At 45.8% G+C, this 21,225-nt stretch carries 16 protein-coding genes; 6 read left to right on the top strand and 10 right to left on the bottom strand.

Annotation, left to right across the window (positions count from 1 at the left end):
- Nucleotides 1–180: 180 nt before the first annotated feature.
- Entirely contained in the window at nt 181–885 is a 705-nt protein-coding gene (locus MADE_RS03435; protein WP_012517218.1) for an HAD family hydrolase, read from the bottom strand.
- Between the two features lie 236 nt (nt 886–1,121).
- Between MADE_RS03435 and MADE_RS03430 the strand changes: the two genes are divergently transcribed.
- On the top strand, nt 1,122–1,799 hold the full coding sequence (locus MADE_RS03430) for a hypothetical protein (protein WP_012517217.1): 678 nt from the start codon (nt 1,122–1,124) through the stop codon (nt 1,797–1,799).
- Nucleotides 1,800–1,830: 31 nt separating this feature from the next.
- On the opposite strand, the gene parE is transcribed toward MADE_RS03430, so the two are convergent.
- From parE to nudF, 5 genes are all read right to left on the bottom strand, one after another.
- Nucleotides 1,831–3,726: a DNA topoisomerase IV subunit B gene (gene parE, locus MADE_RS03425; protein ID WP_012517216.1), complete on the bottom strand. Its 1,896-nt coding sequence runs from the start codon at nt 3,724–3,726 to the stop codon at nt 1,831–1,833.
- A gap of 118 nt (nt 3,727–3,844) precedes the next feature.
- Nucleotides 3,845–4,426: a YqiA/YcfP family alpha/beta fold hydrolase gene (locus MADE_RS03420; RefSeq protein ID WP_012517215.1), complete on the bottom strand. Its 582-nt coding sequence runs from the start codon at nt 4,424–4,426 to the stop codon at nt 3,845–3,847.
- 29 nt (nt 4,427–4,455) lie between these two features.
- A complete protein-coding gene (locus tag MADE_RS03415) occupies nt 4,456–5,259 on the bottom strand; it encodes a metallophosphoesterase family protein (RefSeq protein WP_012517214.1) in 804 nt (267 codons plus the stop codon).
- Nucleotides 5,256–5,696, bottom strand: coding sequence for a DUF1249 domain-containing protein (locus MADE_RS03410; protein WP_023559508.1), 441 nt, complete (start codon nt 5,694–5,696; stop codon nt 5,256–5,258). The genes MADE_RS03415 and MADE_RS03410 overlap by 4 nt, the downstream gene beginning before the upstream one ends.
- Nucleotides 5,693–6,319, bottom strand: coding sequence for an ADP-ribose diphosphatase (gene nudF, locus MADE_RS03405; RefSeq protein ID WP_012517212.1), 627 nt, complete (start codon nt 6,317–6,319; stop codon nt 5,693–5,695). Before nudF ends, MADE_RS03410 begins: the two co-directional genes overlap by 4 nt.
- A gap of 296 nt (nt 6,320–6,615) precedes the next feature.
- Between nudF and tolC the strand changes: the two genes are divergently transcribed.
- Nucleotides 6,616–8,004 carry an outer membrane channel protein TolC gene (gene tolC / locus MADE_RS03400; protein ID WP_012517211.1) on the top strand — a complete coding sequence of 463 codons (1,389 nt, stop codon included), beginning with the start codon at nt 6,616–6,618 and terminating at the stop codon, nt 8,002–8,004.
- Nucleotides 8,005–8,101: 97 nt separating this feature from the next.
- Here the strand turns inward: tolC and MADE_RS20655 are convergent, their stop codons facing one another.
- Complete coding sequence (locus MADE_RS20655) at nt 8,102–8,254, bottom strand: hypothetical protein (RefSeq protein WP_012517210.1); 153 nt, start codon at nt 8,252–8,254, stop codon at nt 8,102–8,104.
- Between the two features lie 214 nt (nt 8,255–8,468).
- Here MADE_RS20655 and MADE_RS03395 point away from each other — a divergent pair, with 214 nt between their 5' ends.
- A complete protein-coding gene (locus MADE_RS03395) occupies nt 8,469–9,323 on the top strand; it encodes an ion transporter (RefSeq protein ID WP_012517209.1) in 855 nt (284 codons plus the stop codon).
- A 190-nt stretch (nt 9,324–9,513) separates the two neighbouring features.
- Here MADE_RS03395 and prsT read toward each other — a convergent pair whose 3' ends face one another.
- The gene (prsT, locus tag MADE_RS03390; RefSeq protein ID WP_012517208.1) at nt 9,514–12,288 is read right to left on the bottom strand and encodes an XrtA/PEP-CTERM system TPR-repeat protein PrsT; all 2,775 of its coding nucleotides are present in this window, start codon (nt 12,286–12,288) and stop codon (nt 9,514–9,516) included.
- Nucleotides 12,289–12,594: 306 nt separating this feature from the next.
- Between prsT and MADE_RS03385 the strand changes: the two genes are divergently transcribed.
- From MADE_RS03385 to MADE_RS03375, 3 genes are all read left to right on the top strand, one after another.
- Nucleotides 12,595–14,364, top strand: coding sequence for a DEAD/DEAH box helicase (locus MADE_RS03385; protein WP_012517207.1), 1,770 nt, complete (start codon nt 12,595–12,597; stop codon nt 14,362–14,364).
- Between the two features lie 129 nt (nt 14,365–14,493).
- Nucleotides 14,494–15,879 (top strand): siroheme synthase CysG, encoded by a 1,386-nt coding sequence (gene cysG / locus MADE_RS03380; RefSeq protein ID WP_012517206.1) that lies wholly within the window; start codon nt 14,494–14,496, stop codon nt 15,877–15,879.
- 97 nt (nt 15,880–15,976) lie between these two features.
- Nucleotides 15,977–16,972, top strand: coding sequence for a hypothetical protein (locus tag MADE_RS03375; RefSeq protein ID WP_232363096.1), 996 nt, complete (start codon nt 15,977–15,979; stop codon nt 16,970–16,972).
- A 133-nt stretch (nt 16,973–17,105) separates the two neighbouring features.
- Here the strand turns inward: MADE_RS03375 and MADE_RS03370 are convergent, their stop codons facing one another.
- Nucleotides 17,106–18,503 (bottom strand): PhoH family protein, encoded by a 1,398-nt coding sequence (locus MADE_RS03370; protein ID WP_012517204.1) that lies wholly within the window; start codon nt 18,501–18,503, stop codon nt 17,106–17,108.
- Between the two features lie 303 nt (nt 18,504–18,806).
- The gene (locus MADE_RS03365; protein ID WP_041912749.1) at nt 18,807–20,882 is read right to left on the bottom strand and encodes an extracellular solute-binding protein; all 2,076 of its coding nucleotides are present in this window, start codon (nt 20,880–20,882) and stop codon (nt 18,807–18,809) included.
- Between the last annotated feature and the right edge of the window lie 343 nt (nt 20,883–21,225).

The following is a 21,225-nucleotide window of genomic DNA, read 5'->3' as shown; positions in this document are numbered from 1 at the left end:
GAAGAAATACTATGAAGGCTATACTTATTAACAGCCATTTGACGCTACGCAAAATCATGTGACAGCAACTTTACCCGTGATGCCATTGAGACACTGTGTGGTTAAAACGATGGTTATACTACGTTATCTATTTACCCGCCACCAGTTTCAAGTGGCACGACGAGTCAGCTTTCCAAGGGGTTATTGCGAAATAAGTTCGCTTTCCACCCACGTTTGAAGGTTGCCGCAGCGCACGGTTGCTCGAGATAAGTCATGGTGCTGCGATAGCGGCGTGGGGATCACCACACAGGCTAAGTTAGCGGCAAGGGCGGCCCTCATCCCAGTTTGAGTATCTTCAATGGCCACGCATTCTTCAGGGGTTTTGTTGAGTTGTCGCATGGCAAGTTCGTAACAATCTGGAGCGGGTTTGCTTGTTACCACATCCTCTACGGCCACCACACAAGATATGTAGTTTGCCAAAGCATACTGAGATAAGGTTTTTTCCACCGACTTTTTACTTCCGCCTGTAACAATACCAATGCGGTAGCCTTTATCGAAGCATGTCTTTATGGTCTCTTTAGCATAAGGCATGAGAGGAAAAGCGTGTTTATCTAAATAGTCGCTAATACTTTTGTGTTTCTGTTCGGCTAAAACCTCAGGCGCTACGTCTAATTTAAAATGCGCTACCAAATCGATGGCGTTTTGCTTAACGGGAATGCCTGCCATCACCTCACAATAAAATGTTTCACTTAACTCAACATGATATCCAAGCAGTATGGCTTTCCATAAAACGTAATGTACGGTTTCTGAGTCGATTAACGTACCGTCGTGGTCAAACAATAGCGTTGTGGTTTTTTCGCTAACTGCTAATTGGCCTGAAGTTGAAGACGCAAAATGCAATGTCAAAGTAAACCTCCTTGCTGTGTAGTTGAAATAAAGACTAAAAGTACATGGGGTACTATCGATGCCGATAGTTAATTAAGATGACCAGCGTAATTAACTGGTTAAGTAGGGCGATGCAGGTAGCGGGCCAAGGTTTATAGCCCCACTAATTAACCCACTACTGCCCTTACCTTTTTCAAGCTTGTGATACAATGCTTACCTTTTTACTACTACGTATTAGTAATAACGGAGCAAATTGAGTGCTGTACCATGTATTAGGCTTTGTGAGCGCAGCGCTGTTTTTACTGACTTGGTTAGGGCTATGGTCGCAAATACAAGCCATGTCGCGTTATCAAAATGCGATTACTCGCAGCAGCAGTCTCGATGCCAACCAAAGCCTTTCTCTCAACCAATTTGGCTCTAGCTACTTTGCCTTTTTCTCTATATACCTATTTGGTATATCGGTAGAGCCCTTTAATCATTACCTAGTATGGACGCGCTTTGGTGCACTTATTCTTACCCTCGTTATCATCTGGAAAATCTGGCAACACAGGCGCACTAAAGTATCAGGTTGGGTGACCGCGGTTGCTTTGTTAGCTTTTGTTGCCGGTACCATTTCTATAGCCTTTCGCCCTTTCCCGGGGCTAGCACAGCTGGGTGCCAATACGCTAATGCTGGTCGTTACCGTCGTATTATTTCAAGGTTCGTTACACCAGTGGCTCGTGCTTCAGCGGAGAAAAAAAGTGGGTTCTCTGTCTTTTGCACTATTTAGAAATATTCTTATTAAAGATGTGAGCACCTTACTATTTGGCCTAACTATGCCGTTAAGCCAAAGCTGGCCGCTGCTTATTTTAAACGGCACCAGCGTTATAATGCGTGGCAGTATTTTGTTGAAGATGCACACACTAAAACGCCAAGAACAACGTCTTGGCGTTTAGTTATTCGGGCTTTTTTGCATAACGCCCTGTTTTACAACACGACTTCTGCCATATTTCCTTTGCTTTCTAGCCAAGTCTTGCGATCGCCAGAACGCTTCTTAGCAAGCAACATGTCCATAAGCTCCATCATTTCTTCAGCATCTTCAATCGTCAGCTGAACAAGGCGGCGAGTATTAGGGTCCATGGTGGTTTCGCGAAGCTGCAGCGGGTTCATTTCACCTAGGCCTTTAAAGCGCTGTACGTTCACTTTACCCCGTTTCTTTTCTGCTTCAATACGATCTAGAATGCCCTGCTTTTCGCCTTCATCTAGCGCGTAATACACCTCTTTGCCTACGTCTATTCTAAATAGCGGCGGCATAGCGACGTACACATGACCTTGCTCGACAAGGGTTCTAAAGTGGCGTACGAACAACGCGCATAATAAGGTTGCAATATGAAGCCCATCAGAGTCAGCATCGGCAAGAATACAAATTTTGCCGTAGCGTAAACCAGACAGGTCTGTTGAATCAGGGTCAATACCTAGCGCCACTGAAATATCGTGAATTTCTTGTGATGCCAGTACCTGAGAAGAGTCGACTTCCCAGCTATTCAGGATTTTACCGCGCAGCGGCATGATCGCCTGAAACTCTCTGTCGCGAGCCTGTTTAGCCGAGCCTCCTGCCGAGTCACCCTCTACTAGAAACAGCTCAGAGTAAGAGATATCTTGTGAAGAGCAGTCAGTGAGCTTTCCTGGTAACGCTGGCCCTTGCGTTACCTTCTTACGCGCGACTTTCTTGGTTTGGCGTAAGCGGCGCTGCGCGTTGTTGATACACATTTCTGCCAACGCTTCGGCAATTTCCGTGTGCTGATTTAGCCATAGACTGAATGCATCTTTAACCACACCAGATACGAACGCACTGGCTTGGCGTGATGACAAGCGCTCTTTGGTTTGTCCTGCAAACTGTGGATCTTGCATTTTCGTCGACAGGATATAGGCGCATCGGTCCCAAATATCGTCGGGTGATAGCTTTACGCCCCGCGGCATTAAGTTTCTAAACTCACAGAATTCGCGCATCGACTCAAGCAGGCCTTGGCGCAGCCCGTTAACGTGTGTACCGCCTTGGGCTGTAGGAATAAGGTTAACGTAACTTTCTGTTACTAAGTCGCCGCCCTCGGGCAGCCACATTACTGCCCAGTCAGCGGCTTCCGTATTGCCGGTGAAGTTGCCAACAAACGGCGTGTCTGACGGCAGTGTTTCAAATTCTTCAACGGCTTGGTAGAGGTAATCTTTTAAGCCGTCTTCGTAAAACCATTCTTGGCTTTCTTTAGCGATTTTGTTGTCAAAGCGAATACGTAGGCCAGGGCTTAACACCGCTTTTGCGCGCAAGTTGTGTTTCAAGCGACTTACCGAAAACTTGGCCGAATCGAAGTATTGTGGGTCCGGCCAAAAGTGGACTCGCGTACCGGTATTGCGTTTGCCACAGGTATCAATGACCTGCAAGTCTTCTACTTTGTCGCCATTTTCAAATGCAATTTGATAAACGCTGCTGTCTCTTCGAATAGTCACTTCAACGCGATTTGAAAGGGCGTTGACTACCGAGATACCTACCCCGTGCAAGCCGCCTGAGAACGCATAGTTTTTATTGGAAAACTTACCACCAGCGTGCAGTTTGCATAAGATAAGTTCTACGCCCGATATCCCCTCTTCAGGGTGAATATCTACTGGCATACCACGACCGTCATCAATGACTTCTAGCGATTGATCTTCGTGCAAAATTACTTTGATGCTCGAGGCGTGACCCGCAAGCGCTTCATCCACACTGTTATCAATCACCTCTTGCCCTAAGTGATTAGGACGAGTGGTATCGGTATACATACCAGGGCGGCGCTTAACTGGGTCAAGGCCATTTAAGACCTCGATGGCATCTGAATTGTATTGATTTGACATAGTTATGGTTGTTATTTAAGCCAGCAATAGAATAAGGAATACGCAATACTGTTATTAACCACAGTACTGCACAAAGTATATTTGATGTTATCAGGGCTGGTTAAGGCTGGCAATGCGCTTATTTCAGCAAAAACTCAGCAATGGCTGGCAAGTGATTTTCGTAGCCAACGAAGCTGTGATCACCGCCTTCTTCTATCACAAGGTGACTTTGCGCATATTTTTCAGCCGCTAAGCGATAATCTAAGGTCTCATCTTCGGTTTGTAGTAGCACTTTATACCGCGCCTGATCGCTTATCGATTCAGCCTCTAATGCTTTTATTACTCCTATGTCACCCTCAACTATTTCAAACTGTTCTTTGCTGTACGGGTTTTCATGCGTGCCAATAAAGCTTTGCAGCAGTTCATAAGGGCGCACTGCTGGGTTGATTAGTACGGCCTTGCCACCAAATTGCTCTAGCAAAAACGTTGAAAGATAGCCGCCCATGGAACTGCCAATTAGTTTAAGCCCGTCATTTAATAGTGCTGGCGTACTTTCTATCAGGTCGAGCAGTTGACCTTCTACTTTGCTGGGAAAGTTAGATAACTCGGGAATATGTAGCCTGACATCCGAATGGTTTTGCTCGAAATACGCTTTAGTGGCCTGCGCCTTTACCGATTTAGGGGAGCTCAAGAAGCCGTGTAGGTATAAAATGTGCTGCATAGATGTCTCTTTTCTTTTTTTACTATGGGCTAGTGCTCAACCCGTTCAATACTTACGTCCACAACCCCGTCTTCGTGCAGCTCAATTACCTGATAGCCTGGGGCGTCATTGCTTACCCCAAATGCCAACTGCATTTCCCACTGCCAACAGGTCGAAGGGCACCCATACGACGGCGTGCTATTTTCCCCTATTAACTGGCGAAGAGGCGAATGAACATGGCCATGGATTAACGCTTTAATTTGAGCGTATTGCTCAGTTAGCGAAACTAACGCCTCGGCATTTGCTAAAAAATGCTTATCCATCCAACTGTTTGACGGCAGTATATGGTGGTGAAGCGCAATTAAATGATTATTGTCGGGTAATTGGGCGACGGCCTGGGTTAGGTCATGGATCTCGCCACCCTTTACTTCGCCTGCAGCGGTATAAGTGCTATCTAACGCGCGGGTGTCCATACCGTGTATGTGCCAGTTTTGAAACGTCAACGGGTTATCGCTGTTTAACTGCTTATCACCCAGGTACGTTTCAAAGTGCGCATTGTTATCGTGATTACCAGCAAGCACAAACCAAGCAATGTTCGCTCTGTCCACATACTTATCCATTAAGGCGATGAAATGCTGATAGCTTTCAGGCGTATTATCACCACTGATATCGCCGGTAATAAGCATAAAGCATGATGGGGCCATCGATGAATTATTAGCTTCGAACTGTTCAGCATGGTTCACGGCATGAAGCAGGGTGCGCTCTAATGAGTCGTAAGGTGCTATGCCCGCATAGCCGGTTTCGTTTTTATCTTTGAGTAAGTGACAGTCACTTAGCTGAATAAGCTTTATCACGCTTCGGACGTAACGCTAGAGGTATGTTGAAGACAGAAATTCAGCCACTCCGCCAAAAAAATGTTGACCATATGCTTTTCGTTGCGTTGGCGCATTTTAATATTGGGGTAGTCGTAAGATGGCTGCAGCGCCCCTGTATTTTGACTGTTTATCACTTCGGCCATACGCGCATCGTGATAAAGCCTCACGGTCATCGCCGGGGTCAAATAAGAAGGCATGTCTTTCGTGGTCTGCTTGATACTAAGTGTACTGGTGTATCGGGCCGATTCAACAATGCGAATTTCGTAAGAAAGCCCAACGCCTACTGAAAACTCATACCTCAGGTCTTCTGTGTCACAGTCAGGCAAAATTCTCAGAACATGGGAATAGTTCAGTTCGCATAACGCCTGCATGGACGGAAGGTTAGGTACGTATTTTCGTTGATTGCGTTGAGTCACGATGTCTGCCACTGCTCCAGAAGTTGTGTTTTGTGCATAAAAAACCATTGTAGCGCAATTACCGCTGCGGCGTTGTCAATATGGCCATTTTCCAACCATTCAAGGGCGGTATTCTCTTTTACTCGATGAACTTTAATGTCTTCTGACTCACTGTCTAAACCGTGTATGCCGTGCGCCTTACTGGCGTCGGCCTTCGCTATAAAAATATGTAATCTTTCTGTTGTACCGCCAGGACTCGACAAATAGCTCAGCGCTTTAGTTAGGTTTTCAAGCTCGATACCCGCTTCTTCCATCGACTCTCGATGGCAAACCGCTTCTGCCGTTTCACCTTTATCTATCATGCCTGCAATAATTTCTATTAACCAAGGACTTGAAGAAGTCGCTAATGCCCCAATTCTTACTTGCTCGATTAGCACGAACTCTTGGAGAACGGGGTCGTAAGGCAATACACCTACCGCATGACCGCGTTCAAATATTTCGCGAGTAACGGTATCGCTCCACTCTCCGTTAAAACACTTGTGCTTAAATTGATACTGATTCATGGTAAAGAAACCACGATACACTGGCTTTATGTCGGTGATTTCGACGTCATTTGAGGTAAATGAAAGGAATTCCTTGCTCATTTGCTGACACTTATGGTTCAAATAGATTTATCATACATAGTACATTTACACACCAACCATGTATACGCATGAAAAATGCGGTACGGCGTGTGAGCGAATAACAGAAAACTCATATTACAAGTCGTCTATTACTATAATAATTGCGTGGGTAGATCACATATTCTGTTACAGTTAATCGAATACTGTTACGAGTTTGGACTTTCGGTTTGTGGTTGAATTTTCATACACTTGGTTTTAATAAGTCGTCTCAACGAATAAACGACGACGCAACTTGAACACAACAGGAAGACGTAAGCATGAAACGAACACTTCTGTCGCTAGTTATCGGTGTTTCGATGACAACTGGTGCGCTAGCCGATGACCTAATGCAGGTATATCAACAAGCACTGGCAAACGATCCACTGGTAAACCAGGCGAAAGCGCAACGTGATGCTGCGTTCGAAGGGATCAGTCTTAGCCGCGCAAGCCTACTACCCCAAATCTCTGGCTCTGTGGGTTATACGCACTCGGAGTCTGAACGCTTTCAGCTGCTTGGTCCAGATACGATCTTCACAACAGATACTGAAGTAGACACGCTTAACTACGGTTTATCACTTTCAATGTCTTTATACGACCACGCAAACTGGTTGGGTCTAGACCGCGCAGAGAAAGTAGCTGAGCAAAGCGATGCACAACTTGCCGCTAGTATGCAAGACGTTATCGTGCGTACGGTTACAGCTTACTTCGACGTATTGCGCGCGCGTGACAACGTAGAATTTGTAGGTGCTGAAAAACGCGCCATTGAGCGTCAGCTCGAGCAAACACGCCAGCGCTTCGAAGTAGGTCTAACAGCTATTACTGACGTGCACGAAGCGCAAGCGAACTACGACAGCACAGTAGCTCAGGAAATCCAAGCGAAAAACCAGCTTGAGTTTGCCCTTGAAGCACTTCGTGTTATTACCGGCAAGTACCACGATCGTCTTTTCGGTCTAAATACAGAGAATTTCTCTGCGACTATGCCAGTACCAGAAACTGTAGACAGCTGGCTAGAGACCGCGCAGGACCAAAATCTTGCTCTATTAGTTGACCGTTTGGCCATGGACGTGGCAAAAGAAGATATTGCTATTGCGCGCTCTGGTCACTTGCCAACATTATCACTGTCTGGCAGCTACGGTCGCTCGAAAGATGATGTTGATGCTGAAATATTAAATGACGACGGCTCTACCACACCGTTTGGTTACGAAACGCCTTACCTAGACAGCCAGTCAATAGGGATTTCACTAAACGTACCTATTTACCAAGGCGGTAGCGTAAGCGCGCAAACTTCACAAGCTAAATACAACTACGTGGCGGCGAGCCAAGCGGCAGAACAAACTTACCGCCAAACCGTACAGTCAGTACGTAGCTCGTTTAATAACGTAAAAGCGTCTATCTCGACTATTCGTGCGCTAGAACAATCCGTTGTGTCGGCAGACAGTGCACTCAAAGCAACTGAAGCAGGGTTCGATGTAGGCACACGTACTATCGTTGACGTACTCGACAGCACGCGTAACTTATTCGACGCACGCCGTAACCTAGCCGGTGCTCGATACGACTTTATTCAGTCTGTAATTACGCTTAAACAAGCAGCAGGTACGTTGACAGGTGAAGACGTAGCGATGATAAATCGCGGCCTTAAGCCCGTTACGAACAATGACAACGGCTAAATTGTATCGTCGTTCATTCGATGATGAATTAGAAGGGTAGCGCAGCGCTGCCCTTTTTTGTGCGCCGCCTAGTTTGTAGTAAAGAAAAGCGTGAGGGTTATTTGGCCGGCGTGAACTTTTGCAGGGCACCTAGAAGCTGTCGATACTCATTACACAAGGCTTGAGCGTTTTGCTTCGTCAATACAAAATTAGATAAACGTACGGACACGGCGTGTAATTTTGCTTGCAACAGTCTTAACTCATCATCCATGATTATGCCCTTTTGTTTCTTACCTATATAGTAAATGACCTAGCTTTTTACGTTACAGTTTTACCTTTTATGTAGGGATACAGGTTTTAATTCGCGCTGACTGCCCCTACATTTATGTCGCAATAAATGTGCGCATAGCAACTTTAGTATAACGCCAATAAGGTTTACCACAAGCCAATTGGTTTATTGATTTTTCCTTGAGTGATAATTAAAAATGCAAGCCTCTGAACTTCAAAATAAATTTGAACGAATCCGCGCCAATAAATGGTTTGAAGCCTTTGTCATCAGTGTCATCGTTATTTCGGCACTGCTGGTGGGGGCTAAAACTTACGAACTGCCTTCAGGGATGGCTTCAGTCACGTTGTTCTTAGACTGGTTCATTAGCGCGTTCTTTTTAACTGAACTCACTATTCGTTTTTTAGCTGAAAAGCAAAAACGCTTTTTTTTCAGAAGCTTTTGGAACTGGTTCGATACGCTTATTGTGGTTATAAGTCTTATTCCAGCTGACGATACGGAATTGGCATTGATAGCCCGTTTGGTACGTGTATTCCGCGTACTTCGTATGATTTCAATTATTCCAGAGCTTAGAATATTGCTTGTTTCTTTAGTAAAAGCTTTGCCTCAGTTGGCTTATGTCATGCTGCTGATGTTTATCATTTTTTACATATACGCAGCGGTAGGCAGTACGTTATTTGAAAACATTAATCCCGTGCTGTGGGGCGACATTACCATCTCAATGTTAACGCTCTTTAGAATAATGACATTCGAGGATTGGACAGACGTGATGTATGAAACCCAGGAAGTGTATTCACTAAGCTGGATCTTCTACCTCACCTTTATCTTTTTCACGGCGTTTGCGTTCTTAAATATGGTGATTGGCATTGTAGTAAACGTAATGGAAAGGGAAAACGAAAAAGCCCGCGCAGAGAAAGAAGCAGCGCTGCTAGAGGAGCAAATGGCACAAGGGCATGTTGAGCCAACGTTGCACGACGTTATGAAGGAATTACGCGAGCTTAAGGCCCAGGTGTCAGCGCAAGCGGTAAAAGGTGAAACAAACACCTCTGATTAAACCTCTACACCGTTTTTGATAACTCAAACGGCACTCTCGCGCGCTTCTAGAAACGCCCCAAAAATAACAAAGGCCACTGTGAGTGGCCTTTGTTTTATAAAGTTTGGAGTAAGCGGCAAAGCAGCATTGCTCTGCTAATTCACTTAACCTCGGCTAAACCTGTTTAGCACCCGGTGCTGGCAGGTACGCCTTACAAGCCGTACTGCGTTTTAAGCGCTTCCACCCTTTGTTTTGCAGCCTCAGTTGTAAACTCTCTACTTGCTAGCCTGCGTTTAGCCAAAGCGTCTTTGTCTAATTCAAGCAGCAAGGCTACGTGATTAAGATAGACTTCATCGTTTGCAATCGGCCCCGCAGAAATTTGCTCATAGAGTGCCAGTGCTGCCTCTTTTTCACCTTTCGCAATATGTATTTGGGCCAGTGTATCGACCGCATCGGCATTCTCGCGCTGTAGTGATACCGCTTTTTTGGCAAGTGTTTCCGCACGGGCTAAGTCGTTATCTTCAAACGCCAAATAAGCTAAGTTGTTGAGCACAACAAAGTTGTCCGGCGTTTGTGTTAACACCTGCTCATAGGTTTCAATTGCGCTGTCTCTGTCGTTGCGAATTTGTCGCTCAGCTAACAGCATGGCGCTTTGAACATCGTTGTTATGCGCCTTTACATGCTTTTGTAGAAAACTAAAGGCCTGCTCTTTTTTCCCAGACATTTCTAGTGCAGCCACGAGAAGTAAGGCATTGTCTGAATTAGGTGTGGCATCATAAGCCGCTTTAGCATGGTCTACCGCCTGCTCTGGCGCTTTCTCGATAAGGTGTAAACGAGCAATAACCCCTCTAACAAACGGCAGCGTTTTAACATCATCCGCGGTGTTGTTAATGATCTCCCACGCAGGCTGTGCCTGACCCAAACGGCTATGGAAATACGCTTTTAAAAGCGTTAATTGTGCGTCTGGGCGTTTTGCTAGCACCTTGTTGGTTAACGCTAGCCCTTGCTTAAACTGCTTTTGTGAATCAACGATAAGCAGTTTGCCCAGTACCGCGTTTTTATCCTGAGGGTAAAGGGATAACCAATGATCGAAAAATGCGGTCGCTTCTTTTACATTATTAGTCGCAATAAGCGACTGCCCTTTTAAGTTCCAAAACGCCTGCGGTGATGACTCGTCGCCTTTTACGTCGGCTAAAAGCGAGACTGTTTTATCAAGCTGATTGTTAAGGGAATACATTCTTGCGAGTAAAAGCCGTAAATTAAGCTGATCTTTGTTGCCATTAAACTGCGTTTGGGCATGCGCGATAACCTCATCGCCATTGCCTTTTTCAACGGCTAATGCAAACCACAGCGCTAGCGCTTGTACGTCGGCAGGGTTCTTATCAACAAATGCGCGAATGAACGCCATGGCATTATCTTTTTTGCCTTCTGCTACCAATAGCTTAGCCCGTGAATACGTTACTTCATTGCCCGCATCACTAAGTTCACTTGCTTTGTCGAGGTATTGGGCGGCATCTTGATACGCACCTTCAGCAGTAGCAATATTACCTAGGTAGATAAGTGGCGCAGCAGTTTCTGGCGATTGTTCGTGCCAGTCTTTTGCCGCAGTCTTGGCTTTATCAAGTTGATTGGTGGCAATGTAAGCGCGTAGCAAGGTCGCTTGAGATGTCACTGACTCAGGCGCTTTTTCTACCGCTTCTTCCAAATTAACCAGACCATCAATGTCGTTAAGTGAAAGCTGAAGCACACCTAAACGAGATAAATCATCAGCCGTAGTACTTACCGCCTCAGACTTTGCTACCATTTGCTTAGCACCTACCACGTTACCATCTTTAAGTAACTGATAGCTCGCCTTTGAGAAAAGTGCCGCGTCTACGCCTTGCTCACCTTCCACCCGCGCCAATACTTCTAGCGCTTCATCATTTTCACCAAGCTGAAGCATGCTGTCTGCTAACATACGCAGGCCGGGATGATTATCAGGTAAGCTGGATGCCACCATGGTTAAGTGACGCTGAGCTGCCTCAAAATCTTGAATTTGATATGCACTAAACCCAGCGACCAATCTAACAACTTGGTCGCTTCTGCCGTTTTGCACCGCAATTTCCAAGTACTCTAAAGCATTGGCATAGTTTTCATTGGCCGACTCAATAATGCCTTTAAACGTATTGAGTAAAGGATGATTCTCATTAAGCGTTAGCAAATCATCTACAATGGGCTCTGCTTTATCGAGTTCTCTTATTTCAATGAGCAGCGAAGCATAGGCAAACTTACTGGTAACATCATCAGGGTAATGACTCACGTAAACGCCATAGACTTCAGCGGCTTTTGCTGGCTCACCACTTTGCAGATAGATTTTTGCTAACTGCTGAAGTACGTCTTTATTGGTTGGTGCTTGTTCGCGCAGCGCTTCAGTTGCTGCTAACGCGCCTTCCATGTCATTGTCTAAAACAAACGTATAGCTATCGATTAGCCCCTTGTATACCGAGCTTGTATCTAGCGTAGAAAGATCGGCTATTAACGTTTGTGCCTCTTCGGTCTTACCTAATTGCATAAGCGCCTGAAGCTTGTAAAACCCGACTTCCGCTGACTCTACCGCAGTCATACCTTCTGCGCGGTAATCCACTTCAGCAAGGGCATTTTCTGCTCCTGATTGCTGATAAGCGACAGATAAAAGAGGGATAACTTGACTTACGGGATAACCAAGCTCCATGGCTTTGTTTAATTCTTTTTCTGCCGCGGCAAAGTTGTTCTTTTGTAAATAAAGCTTGCCTAACTCGAAGCGTGGCTCAGCAGCATTAGGCCCTTTTTGAATTGCATTTTTGTACTCAACAATGGCTGCATCAACTTGCTGCTGAGAAACATAGTTTCTCGCATCTGCCAAGTGGCTTTCCATCGACTTTTCGCTACACCCTGACAAAAGCGCACTGGTCAACATAACCGCTAACGTTGTACGTTTAATTAATTTATTTGTTTTATGCTTTGTCATTGTAATTCCTTGCCCTTCCTCAAATTTTTATTGTCACATTGCTGCACATTGTAAAAAAACGCTCACCGCACTGCTTATTATTTCGTCAAATTTATGCAATTTCGTGGCAACCTGTCCATTATTCGAATATAATACTGTTTTTTGCAACACTGCTGGCAAGCATATCGCGAAATACGCTAAGAATACGCTTCATTAACTCGCCGGACAGGCCAGTTCAACGCTGTATAGCGTCTTGCGATAATAAACCGAAAAAGTACGGTTTAGTCGTATGCCGCACCCTCCTTACTTAATGCACCAGGACCCTTAATGACAACAACTGTCGACATGACATTTAAAGACCTCAATTTACCAGAACCAATCTTACAAGCCCTTGAAAAAGTTGGCTACGAGAAACCGTCTCCTATTCAAGCTGAGAGTATTCCTCTTTTACTTGAAGGACACGACTTACTCGGTCAGGCACAGACAGGGACAGGAAAAACCGCTGCGTTTGCCCTGCCCATGTTGGCAAATATCGATCCTGAGCAACGTAAGCCGCAATTACTGGTATTGGCCCCAACCCGTGAATTAGCAATTCAGGTTGCAGAGGCGTTTCAGGTTTATGCGAGCTTTAGTCAAAAAATTAAAGTACTTCCCGTATACGGCGGCCAGTCGTACGACAACCAAATTCGCCAGCTTAAGCGCGGCGTGCAAGTGGTTGTTGGTACACCAGGGCGTATCATCGACCATATCAAGCGCAAAACACTAGACTTAAGCGAACTTAAGTATTTAGTGCTAGATGAAGCAGATGAAATGCTTCGCATGGGCTTTATCGATGACGTTGAGCTTATTCTTAGCCACGCGCCAGAAGAGCGCCAAACTGCGCTGTTCTCGGCAACCATGCCTGGCCCAATCAAGAAGATTACCCAGCGCTATTTGAAAGATCCTAAGCACGTCAAAATTGCGTCTAAGGTAAGCACTGCCAGCACCATTCGCCAGCGTTACTGCCAAATCGCACCGCACCACAAACTTGAAGCGCTAACCCGCATCATGGAAGTGGAAGTGTTCGACGGTATGATTATTTTCGTACGCACGAAAACCGCTACCGTGGAACTTGCCGATAAGCTATCTGCCCGTGGTTACGATGTAGAACCACTAAACGGTGATATTCCTCAGGCAGCCCGTGAGCGTACTGTTGAAAAGCTTAAACAGGGTAAAATCGACATTCTTGTAGCTACTGACGTAGTAGCCCGAGGTCTTGACGTTGAGCGTGTAAGCCACGTTATCAACTACGATATCCCGTATGACAGTGAGTCTTACGTACACCGTATTGGTCGTACCGGTCGTGCTGGTCGTCAAGGTGATGCAATCCTATTTATTTCTCACCGCGAAAAGCGCTTGTTGTTCTCTATCGAGAAAACCACTAAACAGCCTATTGAAGCGATGCCTATTCCTTCAATCAGCGAAATCAATGAGACACGCTTAAGCCGTTTCAAACAGTCGGTTGCCGAAGCAACGCAAGACGATAGCATTGAATCATTAATGCCTATTGTTGAGATGATTAAAGAAGAAAACGAAGCATCGCCTGAAACCATCATGGCTGCGCTACTTAAAATTGCGCAAGGCGACGAGCCGTTAATTCTTAAAGAATCAGATCGACCAGACATCAACAGCAAGCCTCCACGCGATAATCGTGATAGAAACTCTCGCGATGGTCGTGATGGCCGCGAAAGAAAGCCAAGAGTACCACGTGGTAACCGCAAGCCAGAAGAAGGCATGCAGCGCTTCCGTATTGAAGTAGGTCATGTTCACGGCGCTAAGCCTGGCAACATCGTTGGCGCTATTGCGAACGAAGCAAACATAAACTCGAAGCACATTGGCGCTATCGAGATTTATGATAACTTCAGTACTGTTGATTTACCTGACGGTATGCCAAAAGAAACCCGTGACACCCTTTCGGGCACACGCGTAGCAGGTCAGCGATTGAACATTCGTGAATGGTCAGACACGCCACCTAAGCGCGACGGTCGTGGAAGCCGCGGTGACAAAGGTGATCGTGCACCTAGAGGCAACCGTGAAAACCGTAAACGTAAGAACTAAATAGCAACACTTCCAGCCTTTATATAACTAATTGCAATATGAAGGCTGTTTTCGTTGTTTTCTAATTAAAAAGAATTGGCGCAAAATAGTGTCAGTTCTTTTTTTGTATTTGAAGCTAAGAAAACCGCTATGGATTACTTTCCGTTATTCCTTGATGCCAGAAAACTTAACGTCCTTATTGTAGGGGCGGGTGAAGTTGCAGCCCGTAAGCTAGAGCTTATTATGAAGACCCCAGCCACCGTTACCGTGGTGGCACCTTGGGTTTGCGATACGGTTAAGCTGCTTGCTAACAACGAGAAAGTAACGCTCATTGAACGTGAGTTTCAAGACACTGACCTGTCAGACAAGGACATGGTCTTCATTGCCACCGATAAAGGCGATGTGAATCAGTATATCCACGACCTTGCACGCGCTAACAAAGTGCTGGTGAATGTGGTAGATAATACGCCACTTTGCCAGTTTATCACCCCCTCTATTGTCGACCGCTCGCCCATTATTATAGCCATGAGCAGTGGTGGCGTTGCGCCTGTTTTACTGCGTTATTTACGTCAAAAGTTAGAGACGGTACTTCCCGCTAATTTAAGTCGACTAGGTGCGTTTTCTGAGAAATTTCGCGAAAAAGTAAAGCAAACCCTTAACGGGGTAACCGCAAGACGCTACTTCTGGGAAGACGTACTTGACGGCGACATTGCTGAAATGGTTGAAAAGGGCCAAGACAAGAAAGCCGATGAGGCGTTTGATGTGGCACTGCAAGCGGCCGCCGAAGATAAAAAGGTGGAAGGTCAGGTTTATCTTGTGGGTGCAGGCCCTGGCGACCCAGACTTGCTTACCTTTCGTGCCTTACGCTTAATGCAGAAAGCCGACGTGGTAGTTTACGACCGTCTGGTTTCACCACAAATCCTTGAGCTGGTGCGCCGTGATGCCGAGAAAATTTACGTGGGTAAAGCCAAAAGCAATCACACGCTCCCACAAGATGATATTAACCAACTTATGGTTGACGAAGCGAAAAAAGGTAACCGCGTGGTGCGTTTAAAAGGCGGCGATCCGTTCATTTTCGGCCGCGGTGGTGAAGAAATTCAAACCCTTATTCAGCACGGCATTGAGTTTCAAGTTGTACCCGGAATTACCGCAGCAAGCGGTGCATCAAGCTATGCGGGCATTCCCCTTACCCATAGAGATCACGCACAGTCTGTGGTATTTGCCACCGGCCACTTAAGAAATGGCACTATTGACCTTAATTGGCCTGCTCTTGCACAGAAAAACCAAACCGCAGTGTTTTACATGGGTTTAACAGGTTTGCCTATCATCTGCGAAAAGATGATAGAGCAAGGGCTAGATGCCTCTACCCCAATCGCACTTGTGCAATCTGCCACCACTGAAAAGCAGCAGGTGTTAACGGGTACGCTTGAAGACATTGTCGCTAAGCAAGAAAAAGCCCAGCTTCAGCCTCCTACCCTTATAATTGTAGGTAGCGTTGTTGGCCTTCACGATGAGCTAAACTGGTTTCAAGAGTAGGCCAATGAGATAGCCGCTTTTCAGATAGCCTTGTATTTTCTACTAAGGTACGCATACTCAGTAACACGACGTTGGTTATGAGTAGGCGTACTGCACAGTGTTTAGAAAAATTACTTCCCCACCATTAAGCGCCATCAATAGGGTGTTATTAGTGGGCTTGTATTGGCTATCGGTTGGGCTTTTCTTCTCAACCACCGCAGGGGCCGAGCAACTCAAATTCAAAAAGGCGCAGAGTGAATCGGGCGTACTATTTAGCTATGAATGGCTAGATATGGATAGCACTCGACAATCTATTTCCTTCGAATTACCTCACACCGCAATTAAAGCAGCACCAACTCAACAAGCCAACTATCGGCCCAAAATAGCCCAGCGTTACGTAACGGTTGCGCTGATGGAAGAGGCCAAAAAAATTAACCCCAAAGAGGCCCGCGTTAAGATAATACCAAAGCGCGACTCTATTGATATACAGGTTAAAGGGGCGAATGAAGATAAGGTCGAGGCCATACTCAGCAACCTTAAAGCCGTCCAGCGAGAGGCGTATAACGCGTACTTAGATGAGCATTACTTTACGCGCTTCACCACGTTGTTCAATCAAAAGGCGATAAAACCCGACCATACCCGCTATGCCGCCGAGTCGGTGAAACCGCTGGTCGCCGCCTCGCAAGCGTTTTACGAAAAGGTCAACGCACAGTCTGATTCACGGGCGTACTTTTCGCTGATTCTAAGCTGGCTGCAAAGTATTCCGTATGACACACTTGAAGACAGAGTGGTAAGTAATGGTTCAGGCTATGCTCCACCCATTAACGTACTTATGCAAAATGTCGGAGACTGTGACAGTAAGGCTGTACTGGCATCGTCGATGGTTCGCGCATTTTTACCGTCCACGAAAATGATAATGGTATTTCTGCCCAATCACGCGTTGTTGGGCATAGCGCTCACCCCTATGGTAGATGATAGAACCATAGTCCACGACGGCGAGACTTACGTCCTCTACGACCCCACTGGCCCAGCCCTTATTCCATTTGGACAAGTCTCTGAAGACACTGAGCGTTATATAGTGACAGGTCGCTATCAAGTAGAAGCGGTGGACTAAAAGCGGCTTACTCACGCCCTACACAAAAGGCGGGCAAGTCATACCTTTAATTGAAATTTAGTGGGAAAAAGCGCCTTCAAATGAGTCAAGGCGCTTTTGGTATAAACCTATGAATTACCGGTACGCATTTAAGCTATAGGTTTTCTTCGGCAAAACTCGCCAAGCGGCTTCTTACCACCCCATCTAAGTTAATGGTGGCACTGCCAGAGAAGTCTTTAAATTTCTCAACTAGATAGGTCAAACCCGAGGTCACAGCACTTAGGTAATTGCTGTCTATCTGCGCTAGGTTGCCCCCAACAATGAGCTTAGTGCCTTCACCACAGCGCGTGATAATGGTTTTAAGCTGTGACGCCGTTAAGTTTTGCGACTCATCCAAAATCACAATGGCATTTTGAATGCTTCGGCCTCGCATAAAGTTCACCGACTTGTACTGAATGTTGGCTTTTTCCATGATGTAATTCATAGAGCCTTTGGTATTCTCATCGTGTTTGTGAAGCACTTCAAGCGAGTCGGTGATAGCCGCCAACCAGGGCAACATTTTTTCCTCTTCGGTTCCCGGTAAAAAGCCAATAGATTCGGCAATTTCAGGCGTGCTTCGCGTTACGATGATCTTATCGTACATGTTTCGCTCTACCACCATTTCAAGGGCAGCAGCTAGCGCAAGGAGAGTTTTACCACTACCGGCAGGCCCGGTAAGGATAACCATATCAATGTGCGGGTCGAGTAGCGCATGAAGCGCCATAGCCTGGCCGATATTTTTAGGCGTAATTCCCCACGCATGACGGCCCATTAAGCGTTCGTAACCTAAATCCAGTACCTCTAAATGATCGTCGGTAATTTCTTCCACCAAGCCTGCGAACTGTTTGGTTTCATCTAACAAGAACTCATTTACATACGCTTCTGGCAGCATAGATTTGGGAATAGTATGAATGGTGTCTCGCCCTTCGGTGCGACTATCCACACTTTTTACGCTTTCCCAAAAGTTGCCTTCAAATGTATGGAAGCCTCGGGATAGATACTTGATGTCGGTAATGAGTTGGTCGGTGCGATAATCTTCAACATGAGCAAGGCCTGCCCCTTTCGCCTTAAGCCGCATGTTTAAGTCTTTGGTCACCAATACCACTTTTTGCGGCGCAAACGTCTTTTGTAAATGCAGCGCTACGTTAATAATGCGATTGTCATTCTCATTGCTGGTAAAGACCTGCTGAGACTCAACCATGTTAAGGTCGGCGAAAATAGATAAACTGCCTGAGGGTGCCGTTTGTCCCGCGCCTAACCCATCCATAGATACGCCAGCCAGCATATCTTCTGGCGTTGCATCGTGGAGTAAGTCCTCCATTGCGCGAATGGATACCCGTGCGTCACGCGCCACGTCTTTTTTGCTGTCTTTGATGTAGTCGAGCTCTTCCAATACAGTCATTGGAATTACAACGTCGTGTTCTTTAAAGGAGAGAAAAGCGTGGGGTTCGTGAAGCAGAATATTAGTATCGAGGACGTAAATCTTAGTTTCGGTAGAATTTTTTCTTGGCATCCTTCACTCCGGTAAATAAAGCCAGGTTAGCCGTTATGCTCTTTAATGAACGCACGCGCTAACAAGCTGCAGTTACGGTTGTAGGAGAATGCCGCTCGAAACAGGACCTCTTCCCCTACTCGCGTCGACTGAGAAGCAGTACTACTCATTCTGCCTCGCGAGTTCGTTAGTAAAATAGCGAACCCTTAATTCCACCATAATCCAGTTTTTGAGAATTAGCACTGTTTTTTGATATTTATTTTGTGGAGTGACTCGCCTTTGCACTTCTCGCACATTCGTAATACTAACTACTTTGCTAACACGCTATTCTTCTTTATCAGCGAAGTACCCTGCCCGTTCCAAAATAATCTGAGTCTGGCTTTGCGCTCCTTCTAGCGCCGCTTTTACGCTTTTTCCCCCAGTAACCACATCATTAATTTGTGCCCCTACGGCGTAACCGATAGCGGTAAATTCTGGGATAGGGATAAACTGTTTGCCTACCATGGCATTACCTGGTTTATCGCTTGAAAGTAACTTCAATGCTTGATGTTCAAAAGCCGCATAAGGTACGGCTTGCAGATAATCGCTAGAATATGTTGAGTGTCGAGTACCAGACGGGGCCGCGTATTCTCCGCGGGCTTTCTTAAGTAAATTAATAAAGATTTTAGACGTTAAAAAATGCGCAAGTAGCTGGGCCTCTTCTACATAGCGAGATTGTTTCGGTATTGCAAAATTCCATGACCAAAACCATTGCGCCCCTTTCTGTTGCTTACCCAGCGGCGCATAGGTTACTCCGGTAAATTGAGTCACTTTAGAAAAGTGATCATCAAATAAAGCCCCGCCTAATGAAGAAGCGTCAACGAAAAAGGCTAATTTCCCTTGGGCAAAGAGCTCTTGATTCTCTTGCCACCCCATATCATGATTATCAGGCGGCCCATATTGCCTAACAAGTTCAGCATACATACCGACTGCATCAAACCATGCCTTACTATCCAGTGTGGGCTGCATGTTGTTGTCTAACCACGCCCCGCCATAGGTGTTAGCCATGGTGCTCACTAATGCCATATTCTGTCCCCAGCCCACTCGCGTTCTAAGCCCTATACCATAGACTTCTTTTTCAGGTATATGTACTTGTTTAGCAAGAGACTTAATATCGTTATAGGTGAGTACGGTGGGTAGACTTAAACTAAACTTTTCTAGCAGATCTTTTCGGTAAAAAGTAAGCGTAGTTTCAGCGACAAAAGGCAATCCATAAAGCTGTCCATCTACAATGTTTGCATGCAGAGCGGCAGGAATAATGTCGTCGATATCGTAATCGGCGGGATGCGATTTGAAAGGAAGTAGAACGCCTCGTTTAGCCCATATGGGAAGACCATAGCTGCCGATTAACACCAAGTCGAAGCTGTTTTCGTTAACAGAAAAGTCACCTAGCAGTCTACGGCGCAAAACGGTTTCATCCATTATTCGCCATTGAATATTGGAGTGCAGCAAAGGCGAATCGTGTTTATCTAAGTATGCTTTAGCTTGAAAAACGGCATTAATATCTGGCGCCCCGACAACTAATGCCTCTTCCCCCTGTGAAGCGTCATAGACGCCATATTTCTCGAGTGTGAGCGTTAATAATCTGCTTTGTTTTTGTTTCTGTAACGCTAAGTTAAATTTTTCAATTAACTGAGAGGCTCCAGGTGTCTGCTTAGACAGTGCGAGATGATAAGTGCTAGCTACCTCCGCACCAGGGATAAAATTAAACTTCCCAATTAAATTGGGCCGTTCATTTACTAACGCCTCCTTTGCGCTGTATTTATCAATAAACAGTACATCAATTCGCCCTTTACCAAGTAAATCCAATAGGTTAACGGTAGATGCACCCGGATACAGGTTGAAAAACGTTTCTTTTGATAAGAATTTGGGGGCTGTCGTCCCCCTCAGATACCCGATTCCTCGTAAATTTTGTCGTTTAAGCCATTCAACAAGGTTGTCGGGGCTACTGTTATCCTTGAAGTCTTTCGTCCTAATTAGGAACCCACTTGCTCCTGCAGGGATGGCATCAGATAAAAGAAATGCGTCTGTGAAGCGCTCATGATGGTGAACAGGAAATACGCCATCGACGGTTCCCTTCTTCGCCAACATCAGAGCCCTAGCATGAGGATAACGCTCAACGTTAAGCTGCTCATCTAGTTCTTCAAAAGCTTTTACCACCTCTTCATTTACGTATCCTTTCGACACGTCTTTGCTGTCACTAAAGGGACTAACTTCCGAGGTTGCAAGCACGATAGGACGCGCATAGGCCAGCTCGCTAATAATGAGGGCAGTGACAAATAGCCAGCGAGCTGCAGTCGCTAAATGTAGCATTAACGGCGGGACTCGAAAGCTAGAGACAAAACGTCTTGTCTGCGACACTACGCAATTCCTTTTGTGGAGTAAGTGTTAGATAAATAGCAGATAAAAACAAAAAGTGCGTTACTATCGTCAAATAATTTACCATTCAATCAACCGACACTTGTTAACATCACCTCAACTCTACTTATCGAGTATAGGCATGCCGCCTGGCACAGCGACTTTCTTAACATTACTTGAGCCTTACAACGCCCCCGAACTTATTAACGCCATAAAGAATGCAACCAACAACGATGATAAAAAGGCGATACAAGGCATACAAGCCCTGTATAAAATGCATTGGCAGTAGACACGACCATTTGAGAACCACATGGATGTGTTTATGCGTGTTGCAAATTCGCCCCCT

It is taken from the genome of Alteromonas mediterranea DE, assembly GCF_000020585.3.
In the GTDB taxonomy this organism is placed as follows: Bacteria; Pseudomonadota; Gammaproteobacteria; order Enterobacterales; family Alteromonadaceae; genus Alteromonas; species Alteromonas mediterranea.
Note: the sequence above shows the minus strand (reverse complement) of the source record. Positions and strands in the feature narration are given on the sequence as shown.